This is a genomic window from Sphingomonas sp. SP1 (assembly GCF_058313395.1).
The window spans coordinates 1,182,186-1,194,487 of record NZ_JBZFLC010000001.1 but is presented as its reverse complement, the minus strand read 5'-3'; the positions used below and the strand labels follow the sequence as shown (position 1 = coordinate 1,194,487).

10 protein-coding genes are annotated in these 12,302 nt (G+C 61.6%); 5 read left to right on the top strand and 5 right to left on the bottom strand.

Going from position 1 to position 12,302, the window contains the following annotated elements; genetic code table 11:
• Positions 1-10 precede the first annotated feature (10 nt).
• Entirely contained in the window at positions 11-718 is a 708-nt protein-coding gene (locus AC4GYS_RS06050; protein WP_491108188.1) for a polysaccharide biosynthesis/export family protein, read from the bottom strand.
• A 287-nt stretch (positions 719-1,005) separates the two neighbouring features.
• On the opposite strand from AC4GYS_RS06050, the gene AC4GYS_RS06045 reads away from it, so the two are divergent.
• Genes AC4GYS_RS06045 through AC4GYS_RS06030 form a run of 4 tightly spaced genes read left to right on the top strand, consistent with a single transcriptional unit; the run spans position 1,006 to position 5,052 of the window.
• On the top strand, positions 1,006-2,115 hold the full coding sequence (locus tag AC4GYS_RS06045) for an iron-containing alcohol dehydrogenase (RefSeq protein ID WP_491108187.1): 1,110 nt from the start codon (positions 1,006-1,008) through the stop codon (positions 2,113-2,115).
• A gap of 48 nt (positions 2,116-2,163) precedes the next feature.
• Positions 2,164-2,640 carry an FAD synthase family protein gene (locus AC4GYS_RS06040; protein WP_491108186.1) on the top strand — a complete coding sequence of 159 codons (477 nt, stop codon included), beginning with the start codon at positions 2,164-2,166 and terminating at the stop codon, positions 2,638-2,640.
• 1 nt (position 2,641) lies between these two features.
• The gene (locus tag AC4GYS_RS06035) at positions 2,642-3,856 is read left to right on the top strand and encodes a CDP-glycerol glycerophosphotransferase family protein (RefSeq protein WP_491108185.1); all 1,215 of its coding nucleotides are present in this window, start codon (positions 2,642-2,644) and stop codon (positions 3,854-3,856) included.
• Positions 3,853-5,052 (top strand): CDP-glycerol glycerophosphotransferase family protein, encoded by a 1,200-nt coding sequence (locus AC4GYS_RS06030; protein ID WP_491108184.1) that lies wholly within the window; start codon positions 3,853-3,855, stop codon positions 5,050-5,052. Before AC4GYS_RS06035 ends, AC4GYS_RS06030 begins: the two co-directional genes overlap by 4 nt.
• On the opposite strand, the gene AC4GYS_RS06025 is transcribed toward AC4GYS_RS06030, so the two are convergent.
• Together AC4GYS_RS06025 and AC4GYS_RS06020 are read right to left on the bottom strand one after the other, a co-directional pair.
• Positions 5,049-6,680, bottom strand: a complete 1,632-nt coding sequence (locus AC4GYS_RS06025; protein ID WP_491108183.1) for a cell wall hydrolase — start codon at positions 6,678-6,680, stop codon at positions 5,049-5,051. The two genes, AC4GYS_RS06030 and AC4GYS_RS06025, sit on opposite strands and share 4 nt — an antisense overlap.
• Before the next feature lie 122 nt (positions 6,681-6,802).
• Positions 6,803-7,720, bottom strand: a complete 918-nt coding sequence (locus tag AC4GYS_RS06020; RefSeq protein WP_491108182.1) for a glycosyltransferase family 2 protein — start codon at positions 7,718-7,720, stop codon at positions 6,803-6,805.
• Between the two features lie 186 nt (positions 7,721-7,906).
• Here AC4GYS_RS06020 and AC4GYS_RS06015 point away from each other — a divergent pair, with 186 nt between their 5' ends.
• Positions 7,907-9,760, top strand: coding sequence for a hypothetical protein (locus tag AC4GYS_RS06015; protein WP_491108181.1), 1,854 nt, complete (start codon positions 7,907-7,909; stop codon positions 9,758-9,760).
• Between the two features lie 30 nt (positions 9,761-9,790).
• Here the strand turns inward: AC4GYS_RS06015 and AC4GYS_RS06010 are convergent, their stop codons facing one another.
• The gene (locus tag AC4GYS_RS06010; protein WP_491108180.1) at positions 9,791-11,071 is read right to left on the bottom strand and encodes an asparagine synthase-related protein; all 1,281 of its coding nucleotides are present in this window, start codon (positions 11,069-11,071) and stop codon (positions 9,791-9,793) included.
• Between the two features lie 206 nt (positions 11,072-11,277).
• The gene (locus tag AC4GYS_RS06005) at positions 11,278-12,282 is read right to left on the bottom strand and encodes a cupin-like domain-containing protein (RefSeq protein ID WP_491108179.1); all 1,005 of its coding nucleotides are present in this window, start codon (positions 12,280-12,282) and stop codon (positions 11,278-11,280) included.
• Positions 12,283-12,302: the final 20 nt, after the last annotated feature.

Genomic DNA, 12,302 nt, shown 5'->3' with positions numbered 1-12,302 from the left:
GCCTGCGTCCTCACGGAATACCGGTCAGGATCCGGAACACGCCGTTCAACGGGTTCACCGCCAGCACGTTCTGCCAGGCTTCCTTGCTGCGCGAGTGACCAACGATCACGACGTCGCCCGGGGCGAGCGCGGGATCGGGCGCTGCGCCGCGCCGGATCTGGTCGACGTCGAACAAGGCCCCCATGCGCTGTCCGTTGATGGTTCGGAATACCGCAACCTCGTTCGTCGCGGCGAGCTTGGTTTCGCCCCGCGCAAGCGAAATGGCCTGCAGCAGGCTGGTCGCCCCGCGAATATCGAACACACCAGCCTGGTTGACCTGGCCCTGCACCGTGATCTTCTCCGGCGCGGAGCTGGCGATTGCTACGGACACCTGCGGACTGCGCAGATAACGGCCGGCAAGCGAGGCCGCGATCGCCGAGCTTAGCTCAGTGGTGGTTTTTCCGGCAGCCGGAATGGCGCCCACCAACGGCATGTTGATGTTGCCGCGGGCGTCGACCTGCAGCGGCGCGTTGGCCGGAGTGGACAGGTCCGGCTCCTGGAACACGTTGACTGACAAAGTGTCAAAGGGGGCGATGCGATACTCGCCGGTATTCGGGGCTTGTGGCAGCGCAGTGTACGCCGCAGCCCCCGAAGGAATATTCGCTCCGGACAGGCTTGCCCCGGTGGCGCACCCTGCCAGAACAACCATCATTCCGATGGCAATCAAACCCCGGTACATGAACCCCTCCATCAACGCAGTGGGACGTTGGCCGAACCGCAGGAGCCCAGCTTTCGAACAAGCCTTAAGGTTGCAGTGTGACGAATGTTCCGCCTCCGGTCCAGATTTTTAACAACAATGTTACAATGCAGATTAACTCATGTTAAACGCAGATCGACCTTGTGTCTCTTATTCACTCGGCTCGCCGAAAGGCACGATCAATCTGCGGGCTTATGAACCTGTTTACCACGGATTGTATAAATCCGGATTAAAAGTTTTCGGCCGCTGAAGGGGTTTATAACCGAATTGTGATCCATAATCAGACAACCCTGCCCTCCATCTTCCATGTGGAACGCAGAGCGCTCGACCAGGTGAGGGACGTGCTCGAAGAGCATGGGCTGTCCACTGCGCGGGCCGTGGTGCTGTGCGGACGGAGTCATTCACACGGGTTGGCAGTGTCGGTCGCGAAGCAGTTCGAAACTGCCGACGTCGAAGTGGTGCGTGACTATTCGGAAGCGGAGGCCACGCGCCTCACGATGCGATTGGCGGCATCGCGCACCACCTTGATCGTGGCGCTTGGCGGAGGTGGCGTCATCGACGTCGCGAAGCGGGTGTCCAAACTCTATGGAATCGCCTGTCTCGTAATCCCGTCGGTCGTCTCGAACGACGGGCTGATGTCCCCCATCTCGGTATTGAAAGCATCACGCGGGCGGTTCGACAGCCTGCCCGCGGCAATGCCGATCGGTGTCATCGTCGATCTCGACGTCGTGATGGCTGCGCCTAAGCGCTATCTTCGCGCATCCGGCGGCGACCTTCTGTCCAACCTCAGCGCGACAAGTGACTGGCGTCATGTGGTGGCCCGTGGCGATGGCCCACGAATGAACGACATCGCCTATCACTTGTCGCGCAACTCGGCCGAAACGTTGGTCCACTGGCGCGACTGCGACGTACGCGACCCCGATTTTGTCCGCAACCTCATCATCGCCCAGATCTATTCCGGCATTGCCATGAGCATCGCGGGCACCAGCCGACCCTGCAGCGGTCCCGAACACCTGATCAGCCATGCGCTCGACGAATTGGATCTTACGTCCGACGTGTTGCATGGGGTGCAAGTGGGCAGCGCGTGCCTGTTTACCTTGCACCTGCTCGGCGAGTTGACCCCGGCGGTAGTGCGCTTCACGGATGCGATGAAAATACCGTTGCGCTGGGTCGACCTACTTCCAGACGGGGCGCGAGCGGCCGACGTGATCGCCCGGGCTCGCAAGGTTCGCTCGGAGCGGCGGACCATCCTCGACGATTTTTCCGACGAGCATCTGGTTGTCGAACTCAAACGACTCGACGAGGCGATCGCGGAGCTCGCCGTCCCGGACCCTGCCGAAGGGTCCGCGGATCCGTTGCCGAACAAAGCTGTCGCCTGACCGTTGGGGCGCCGGCCAAGCATGAGCAATGAAGACGTTGGAGGGGGCGTGAGCGAATCGCGGACGGAGACTGTGTTGGTGGTCGGCGTGTTCGATCTCTTCCATGCCGGACATGTCAGCCTGCTCCAACGAGCGCGGGCGTTGGGCGAGCGGCTGGTCGTGATCATCAACGGCGACAGGCTAACGGCAAGCTACAAGCGCCAGCCAATCATGAGCGAGAGCGATCGTCGGCAATTGCTCGAAGCGTGCCGCTTCGTCGACGCGGTGGAAATCAGCAACGACTACAGCATCCGCGACGCCGTGCTTCGGCACCGGGTGACCAAGATTGTCCATGGCGACGACTGGGACGAAGAATCATACAAGCGCCAGATCCGCTGCGATGACAGCTTCCTCGCCGAAGCAGGGGCCGAACTTGTCTGGCTGCCCTATACCCCCGGGGTAAGCACCTCGGACATCATTCGAGCCTGCGCCGAACGCTTTAACGAGGATCGCCCTTCAGGAACCGCGACCAGCGCGGGGGCCTAGCATGCAGTTTCTCAAGTCCGTTTCGACACTGTTCGGGAATGCGGTGGTGCATCCGCTGGCCGCGACGTTCCCGCGCAATCCGGACTTGTGGTTGTTCGGCGCGCCGGCCGGCCGGTTCGAGGGCAATAGCAAATATCTTTATCTCTGGCTCAGCCAGAACGGTCATCGACCACGCCCTATCTGGCTAACGCCAAACGCCCATCTTGCTCGGCAATTGCGGGCTCGAGGCCTGCTGGCCGAATGCAGCGAGAGCGCTGCCGGCATGCGGTTGGCCGCACGCGGCGGGGTATTGTTCGTCAATGACAACAGCAGCGACGTGCACTTCGGGCTGACTGGTGGTGCAAGGGTTTTCAACCTTTGGCATGGGGTCGGGTTGAAAAATGTGATGTTTGGATCGTCGGTCGGGGTCAGCGCCGCGCTTCGCCGTGCGACGGCTGGCGCGGTTGGCCGACTTCGGTCGATGCGGCGGCTACAACGGCCGGACTGGATCCTGTCGACCTCTCCCGAAATGTCCGACCGCTTCTTCGCGCGCTGCTTCGACGTGCCGTCCGATCGCGCGCCGGCGCTTGGCTATCCGCGCCTCGATCCGCAGCTCGATCCGGCACTGAAGGAGCTGGCGCTTTCGTTCGAGGACTATTCGCCGGTTGCCACCCGGCCAGGCGAGCGAGCCATCCTCTACGCCCCGACGCTGCGCGAAGGCGCCGACGGTGATTTCCTCTCCACCGCGCTGCCCGACCTTGGCAAGCTGGCGAACGCTCTCGCGAAACAGCAGGCACGCCTGTTCCTCAAGCTCCACCCGAAGATGGGCGAGGCCAGCAACCGGGAACTGCCAGCATCGATCACCGTGCTGCCGGACGCCATGGACCTGTACCCTGTCCTCGACCGCTTCGACGCGCTTGTTACGGACTATTCGTCGCTCTTCTTTGACTGGATCGCTACCCGGTCGGCGGGCGCGGTGCTCTACAGCTTCGACCTTGCCGAATATATCCGCGTCGAGCGCGATCTCGCGTGGGACTATGACGAAGCCACCGCCGGGGAGCGTGCCGGCAGTTTCGAGGAACTGTGCCGGCTTATCGCCGACGGGCGCGTGTTCGCGCCGATCGCTCCTCTTCGCCTCAGGCTGCTGCGAGATCGTTTCTGGGGAGGCGACCTGCATCTGCCGACCGCGTCCGAGCGAATTCGCGATTTCATGATGGCGCAGCAGGTGGCGAAATGAAGCCTCGGCGCTATCTTCGCGGCCCACGCAGCCGCTCCCTGCTGTGGCTGCCCGGCGCGATCTTTCGCAAATTCGTGACGACCGTGATGGGCTTGCTCGATCAGGCGGTCGCCAAGCAGCCCCGCCGGGTGGTGCTGGGGAGCGACAAGGCGCTCAAATACAACGGCAATCCGCGCAGCCTCTTCGAATATCTCGCGGACAGGCCCGGGTGGGACGCTTGGTGGCTGACCTCGTCCCCTCAGGTCATGCGGCAGATCAACGAGCGATATCCCGGGCGAGCGCTGCGCGCCTGGTCCTGGAAGGCGCTGCGCATGGGGCTCACCGCGCAATGGCTCGGCTTTTCCCACTCGCGCTACGACCTTGGCTGGTTCGCCTATCTCTGCCGTCCGCGCTTCATCTACCTTAATCACGGGGTTCCGCTGAAGACCATGGGCTTTGCCAAGGCCTATCACGATCCGACAGTTGCGAGCGCCGCTCGCGGCATGGGTGCGGTCATCTGTTGTTCTGAGGTCGAGGCCGATCTGTGGGCCCGCGCCTATGATTTACCACTAGAAGCGATGTGGATCACGGGCACGCCGCGCAACGATCGACTGTTTCAGGACGGTTCGAAGGAGCGCAGTCGTCTCGGCACCGCGCCAGGGCAGCAGCTCATCCTCTATGCGCCCACCTACCGGGAGTCGGGACCGCTGGCGGATTACCTGCCGGTGCCTGGGCTGGAACCCATGGCGCTGGTCGACCAGCTCGATCGCTACGATGCCGTGCTGCTGGTCCGGCCGCATTATTACGAGTGGAGCGCTGCGAACGCGATGGTGGAGCGGATCGGCTCGCCGCGCATCCGGCTGGCGGACGAGAGCATCGTTCCCGATGTCAACGAGCTCCTTCCGGGCGTCGACATTTTGATCACCGATTACTCGTCGATCTACTTTGACTTTCTGTTGCTGGACAGGCCGATGATCTTTTCCTGCCACGATCTGGATGATTATATCCGCGATCGGGGGCTGATGATGGATTACGATCCCAACACGCCGGGTCCAAAAGTCCGGACCGCCGAAGAATTTCTGGAACAGCTGAAGCTGACCCTTCGAGGTCTGGATCCCGCGCGTGCACTTCGGGCCGAGCTGCGACGGAAATTTCACCGCTTTCCTGACAATCGATCGGCCGAACGGATTGCACGGCGGATCGCAGACGGCCCCTAACTTCGCCGGGCAGTCGCGGAGCCGAATAGGGTCGAGCGGAACTCCTCCAAGGTCGCGAAGATGTGCCGGTTTGCCTCATATTCTTCCAGCAGGCGCGCGAGCCCGGGGACCAGTTTCCCGCCTGCCTTCACTTCGGCCGCCATCTGTCGATCGCCGGCTTTTTGCCCGTCTTCGCGCGCTCTGATCCTGACCAGCATGGCCGCCACAGCCTGCCGCTCGGCATCACTTGCGCAGCTGTTTCCGGCCTTGTCGACATAGGCGATCGCAGCGTCGACCAACCAGCGGGACGCGGTGTCCGTTGGCGCGCGACCGCGACGAGTGTTGGGCGCGGCGCAGCCGGACGTCGTAGCGGCGAATTCGCCGAGCGCCGGGATCGCGAGCAACTTCACATTCTTGATCTCAATGCCGGCATAGGGTTGCAGTTGGCCCAACAGGGTCCGCAGTTCTCCTTGGAGCCGGGTCCGCTCTTCGCGAAGCAGACTGCCTTCGCGCAAACTGACATAGCTGCCGGTCGCGGCGAACTTGTCGAGTTCGGCATTAAGCGCCGCGACCTGCTCGCCCGGGTTAGGCTCAGCCAGTTGCCTGGAGATCAGAACCGGGTCAGGCGTGCCCTTCAGCGTTGCAAGATAGTCCCGATATTGTTGAACGGCGGGATGGTTCGCGACTTCGCTCATTTGCCGTCGGATTGCGTCCCCGGCAGGAGACTGGACCTTGCCATCGGCAAGCAGGTGAACGACGCTGATCAGATCGAGCCGCGGATCCTCGGTCAGCGCGACCTCGACCGGTTCCGACAATTGGGTGTTCCGACCATTGCCATGCAACGCCAGCGCGGCAGTGCGAAGCTGGGCCGGATCCGACCGCTCGCCGGCATAGCGTTGGGTGAATGCGGGGCGTCGGCCCCAGGCGCCGTCCCAGCGATAGAAGATATGACGGCCGATCTGGCTGCTTTTGGCCAGCGAATAGGCCCAGTACGGCACGACATAGTCGGCGTGGTAATGGGTCGCCGTTCCCACGGCCGGCAGAACCGACCCGGTCAGCGCCGCCTCTGCCACCTTCCGCGCGGCGGCCCACTTTTCGCGAGCGGGAGCGCGCGTCAGGGCGCCGTCGCAGGTGAAGGTGAACTGGCAACCCGTGTCCCGGGTGAACCCTTGATAGACGACGGCGCAGACGCTCGCCGGAAAGGCAGGATGGCGAACCCGGTTCAGGATCACCTGCGCGACCCCGCGTTGCCCGTCGAGCGTCTCATTGGCGGCTTCGTAGTAGATGGCCGCGGTCAGGCAATCGAGCGCCCGCAGATAGTCGTTCGACCTTGGCGTAAGCTTAAAGGGGCGGGCGGCCTGGATGGGGTCGCTCGTGAAGGGAATGGTGGCGTTGACCGCGACCGCTTCCTCTGGCGCGACGGGTTTGAAAATCATGCTCGGCAAGGCTGGGGGTGGGCCGCTGAGCAGGCTTTTCGTCGCCGTCCCATTCGGCGGGGTAAGGCCGCGGGCCTGATTGTGAATATCGATGACCGTCAGGCCGCCCGCAAGAAGCAGAAGGCAGGTTAAAAATGCGATGCTTTCCCGCGAAGCAAGAATGCCCTCGGCATGCTGAAACTTGCCGCGCAGAATGATCGGGTCCGTTACCACCGCACCTCTTGGGCCAAGCAGAATAGCCGCGGCGCATAACAGCGACGCGGCGGGCTTGGGAACGGGACAACGAAGCTTGTCCCGACCTGTTCCGGAAACCTTGCAAACAGCGCCGGCAGCGCTTAGGCCCCATCCTGTTGCCGGGCACGCTCGCGAGCGCCCGTAATCCGGCCACGGCAGCCGTGCAGATGATACTGGGCCTTGAAACGGGTTTCGGCATTGCCGACGACGCTGGCGACCAACGATTTGGCGAAGTTCTTCAACAAGCTGGCGTACAACCGGACGGGAACCCCGTTGGCGGTCAGCCTGCCGCTTGCCCCCTCCCCGCGCAGCGCCCTCGACATGGTGTTCCGGTAATGGCGATGAAGCGCCCATTCCGGCGTGCAGGACTCGGCTTCGACATAATGACATACCACCGCTTCGGGTACGTAGACTTGCCGATATCCGGCGGCTGCCAGCCGCATCTCCAGGTCGGTTTCAAGTCCGGTCGGATTGGACGCAGTGCCGACGCGCATTGCCCCTGGACCAAGGGTCAGACTTAGACCACCAACGCGCTGGATGGCTTCCACGAACGCACCGTAGTTCGCCCCGAGAAACCAGGGCCAACTATGGTCGGCATTCCATCCCGTTACGGAAGGAGGAAGAAATTTCATCAGCCACGGGGGCGGCGCTTGTTCGCATTCCGTCGTGATGGGACCGCCATAGAACGCCTGCGACCCGTGTTGAGCCACGGCGCGTTCGTACGCGACAAAAAGGTCCGGAGCGATGCTCACGTCATCGTCGAGGAACAGCACGAACCCGTTTTCGAGCTGATCGAGTGCATGCTGCCGGGCACGGCCGGAACCAGCCTGTTCCACGAATTGATACTCAACCGTCAGCGCAGATGAAGCGCAAATCTCCTCAGCCCCTGCCCGCTCGCCATTTTCCACTACGATGATTCGAAGTTTGCTCTGTGGTGGAGCGGCTTGTTCGAGGCTCCGCAACGTCCGGCGCAGCATTTCCGGCCGCTTGTAGGTGGCGATAATCACGGTGAACGTCATTGAGCGAACTCTCCATGCCTCAAGCTCCGCCGTCTATGCCGGGCAGCTGAGAGCGCTTTCGACCTACGGATAACCGGCCTAGCGCTGCACATAATAAATTTGCAGCATGGAAATTAGTAAATAACGATTCAACGGATAGGTTAGCGTGGGATAGCGGGTCCAACGAGACCATGCGGAAGGCATTTGATGGGTTGGGGCATCCGGACCAAGATCGCGAAACTAGTCGGACGCCCGCGCCGACGGAGTTTGCGCGCGCGGCGTTTTCTTCAGAAAGGCGTGTCGGTCGACCAATTCCTCAGCCAGCTGACCTCCGCCGGAATTCGTTACGCAGTGCTCAGGTGGTTCGATACGCTGCCCGAAGTCGCACCAGGCGAAGATATCGACTTGCTCGTCGCGGACGGTGATCTTGCCAGCGTGGAGCCACTACTCACCCTGTCGCCACGCGACGACACTTGCCAGAAAGTCGATATCTATACGGAGAGCGGCATTCGGGGGACGAGCTTCCGGAACGTGGGCTACTTTTGTCCGGAACTTGCCTCACGCATTCTTGCAAATGCTGTGCTGCTCAAAGGGCGCTACAAGGTGCCATCGCCTGCAGATCATTTTGACTCGTTGGCCTTTCACGCCGTCTATCACAAAGGCGACGCCTCCGGCCTGCCACGCAGCGCTGGAGCGCCCGTCCAGCCGGCGCGTTCCGACCATGATTATCTTCAAACCCTCACCGAATTGCGGCCGCATGCAACGGCCGCCGTCGAACTCTCCCTGGAGGGACTGGACCGCTATCTTTCGGAAAAAGGCCTGGCTCCAGCATGCGATACGCTCGACCGGTTTCAAACCGGCAACACATGGCTGCGGGAACGCCAGCTCGCGTCCCGTCAGGACATCGGGGCACTTGCAGGTTTGATTGTTTTCGTCGTCCGTCAGGCGGCTGTGGATTTCCTTCCGGACATCACCCGAACGATTGACCGTTACGGGCTGGAAGTCCTCCGCACGGCCCCCTTGGCCGACCGAGACCGGGAGCGCGTGCGCCGCACCATCCGCGGCGGTAATTGGGGTCAAGGGCCATTCCCCCGGAGCGGTGGCGATCCCGCAACCCTTATCATGGCCTATGATTACACCCGCGGGACCGAGACCGGACCGGATGGCCAGGCCATCAACCGCAGAGGACTGCAGGCTAAATATGCTGTTCGAGCCCTGATACAGGCCCGCCTTCCGACGGAAGAGCGGTTCAACCCTTTGCATTCATCCGATAACGGCTGGCACAGCCTTCACTGCCTCGAAGCGCTCGAAGATCCGGCTTTGATCGATGAACTCAAGACCCAGATCGACGACATCGATCAGCAGCTTGCCGCAGCCTGGCCGGAGATCAAGGAACTGAATAGGGGCCGCCGCGCCCGGAGCGTGATCGTCGATCACCCGGTCCACGGTCAGACCGTTGCGAAGCTGTTTCGCCCGGGAGCCAGGCGATTCCTGGAACGGGAGATCATGGCACGCCAAGAACTGGCCGGCGTTGCACTGGTCCCTCGCCTCCTCGAGCATGGCGACAATTGGATCCTATCACCATTCTTTCGCGACACCCACGAGCACGTCCGCCGGTGGTTGCGCGGCACGTCCCAAGTCCAACTTACCAAAGCTGCAATCCGCTCGACGATTGACTTTGTTCACGAACTAAGGAAGCGCGGCCTGTTCCTCTTGGACATGACAAGTCACAATCTCATAACGGATCCGAGGGATGGCCTCCTCCTGCTGGATTTCGAATTTCTTCAACAATATGGGCAGGAACTACCGCCGCTCGAGCAAGACTATACGGTGCGCGGGGAAGCTGCTTCCGACCATTTCGACGGGCCCGTTTGGGGAGCGAAAAAGCGTTGGGGATCGCATTTCTCGAAATCTCTTTTTCACCCCGGCATTATCGGGCTTTCCCACTCGGATCTGACGCGTTCAGGCTGGGGAGTTTACGGCGCCTTGAAGATGCATGCAGTGCTGCTCTGGTGGTATGCACTTGCGCGGTGGAAGGATCGTCGCCGGCTCAAGCGGTAAAGGGTCGCTCTCGCAGTCAGCCTTGCCAGCTTAATTACCGAAGGATCGCCCTTGGGCTTCCTCGATCTTCAAGCAGATCTCCAGCGAGGTGAGGACCCGCAGTCGTTCCGTATGGTCGACCGCGCCGGAAAGATGCTCTGCCCAGAGCGCTGCGGGGTCGAGCCACGTCACGACGCCGCGGCGATGGAGATCGGCGATGTTCTCGCTGACAACGGTTCGGAGCCGCTTGTTCTCGCGCATCTCATTGCCTGTCCGCCGATGCGGATTGGAATTGCGCGTCGACTCCCGTCCAACCAACCGGGCCGAGCGCGACCTTATGCGTCGCCTAAGCGCAGTCAGTTCCTTGCGCCAACCCGGTGCAGCTATCGCGGCGCGACCATTGGTGGCCGGGATGGCGTACAGTCCCGGAAAAGCTCGGCCGAGCGCCTGCTTGTAAACGACCTGTTTGTACCGAAGATGACGCGGAAGGCCGAGCCAGAACCGCCAGCTCTGCTCCAGCGCGAACGGCGTCACCGTGTTGTAGCTGCCGGGAATCCTGTTCGCAATGTAATAGGTCTGACGAACCGCGACATCCAGTTGATCATCGTAAGCGAGCGCAGCCCCCTCGAGCAAAGGATTGGCGGGAAGCTTCGCAGCATAGTCGAACCCCGGCGGGGCCAGCTTCAACCTCGCGACATTGCCGGCGAAAAAGTCGACCGCGTCGCCCCACGCCGTCGGAGCCAGCGGCTGCTTGAGGTGCGATCCGGACATCGCATCCCCCAAAAACCCATCCCAGAATACGCAGTCGTCTCCGAAGGCCTTGTAGATGCGGTAATTCTGGAAGCGCGCTCCAACGATGAACGAGGGCGGAAACGAACGGTCCAGGGCCGAATTGACGAGTTCCTCGGTACTCCATTCCGTGTCGGGGATCAGAATGCGCTGGTGCCTTACCCCTGCAGCGCGCGCCACCTGAGTGGCGAGTTCCAATTCCTCGTTGCCGGCGTATCCATAGGTACAGGCCGTGATGCGGCTGGGGTCGACGCCCTGCAGCAGGCTCCCCAGAACGGCCCTTGAATCGAGGCCGCCACTCAACAGTACCACATGCTGGGCGCGCGGTTTTGCTGCAACGCCGGTCTCGGCCATTTTGCTGAGAACCCGTTGCGCCTCGCGCACCGCCGTTTCCTCTTCGATGTCGTAGTCGTTCGCGGCAAAGCTTGCGTCGAAAGCCTGAAGGATGGCGAATGGATCGCCCGCTCGAGCCGACGGAAGGTAACCAAAGCTTGCATAGGTGCGGATAGAAGCGTCATCGTCGAGGAGGGTCGATACCGCCATCGTTGTCATCAGTGACACGGCCTACGGACGCTAGCAAGTTTAGTGGCGCGACGTCGGTGCGTCAGGCCGGGACACGCATTCAGGGTTCAGGATCGTGCAAGCCAGACGGACATGCCGACGGTCGGACCCATCTCGAAATGCCGAAACTGGCGGAGTGTCAGCTTTGATGGTCCCGCCTATTGGGAAGCCGGCGATGACTGGCGACTCTAGAATCGTGCGTCGATCGGATAACCAATGTGAAAGTCGTTATCCGCGATGAAGTTGGTGAAGCTCACACTGATCGATGCGTCGAGCGCCTCGACGTGGTGCCACCAGCCGACGGGCAAGAAGATCGCATCGCCCGGCTCGATGATGCATTGCAATAAGGTCGGAAAATCCTGTTCGGACCGTTGCTCCCACTGAGCGGGAACACGATCGCTGAAACAATATATTCTGTTCTGCATCCGCCCCGTTTCCCACGGCGGCACCATCAGCACTCGCTTGCGACCCATCAATTGCACAAGCAGGTTGTTGGTGAGATCGTGATGGAACGGGGTCAGCGTGTCCTTGGGTCCAAGCCAGAAGATTCTTTGGTCAGGACGTGTGCTGTCAAGAAAGGGGAGCGGACCGATGTCGCCCCAGATCGGCTCCAACGACTTCCTGTTCGCGGCGTTGTTATAAGCGGTCACATAGAAGTCGTTGCTGGGGACATCGGCCCTGATCGCCTCCGTAACCAATCGCAGCGGCAGACATCTTCTGTGCCGGTCTTTCGCAAGCTCGTAATCTGCCGCGCTTTCACGTTCGCCCTGCAGCTCGACGACGGCATCACCAACGCGGCTGTCGAGGTAATCGAGCGACCACAACTGGCGCGCTGGCCAGTGCTCAACCATGCCGGTGAGGATCACCGGACGGTTGGTTCTGTAGTACCGCTCGAGGAACTCTCCAGCCCCGATTGCGTGAGCTCGGTCGACCGAAAGCTCTGCAGTCCCGGTGGCGGCGAGTCGACCGTGGATTTTGAGGAGCCAATCGCGCTTCTCGAGACGTCGTCGGAGCGTGTCTGCGGCCCGAAAGAACGGGTCTCCAGCAGCGCGGCGGAGCTCGTAATCGGCAACGGAAGGCTGACAGCCCGCAGCAATCAGGCGTTCACGGATCTCAGGGATTTGCGCGCCCTCGAGAAGCGCCTCGGCAATTAGCGTACGCTTGTCGTTACCTGCTGTAGCCGGCTTGTTCATGACGTCGCGCTTTCGACCTG

Coding starts and splice junctions, on each gene's coding strand:
- AC4GYS_RS06050 (WP_491108188.1), bottom strand. CDS start 718: ATGTACCGGGGTTTGATTGCCATCGGAATGATGGTTGTTCTGGCAGGG.
- AC4GYS_RS06010 (WP_491108180.1), bottom strand. CDS start 11,071: ATGGCGGTATCGACCCTCCTCGACGATGACGCTTCTATCCGCACCTAT.
- AC4GYS_RS06020 (WP_491108182.1), bottom strand. CDS start 7,720: ATGACGTTCACCGTGATTATCGCCACCTACAAGCGGCCGGAAATGCTG.
- AC4GYS_RS06030 (WP_491108184.1), top strand. CDS start 3,853: ATGAAGCCTCGGCGCTATCTTCGCGGCCCACGCAGCCGCTCCCTGCTG.
- AC4GYS_RS06005 (WP_491108179.1), bottom strand. CDS start 12,282: ATGAACAAGCCGGCTACAGCAGGTAACGACAAGCGTACGCTAATTGCC.
- AC4GYS_RS06035 (WP_491108185.1), top strand. CDS start 2,642: ATGCAGTTTCTCAAGTCCGTTTCGACACTGTTCGGGAATGCGGTGGTG.
- AC4GYS_RS06015 (WP_491108181.1), top strand. CDS start 7,907: ATGGGTTGGGGCATCCGGACCAAGATCGCGAAACTAGTCGGACGCCCG.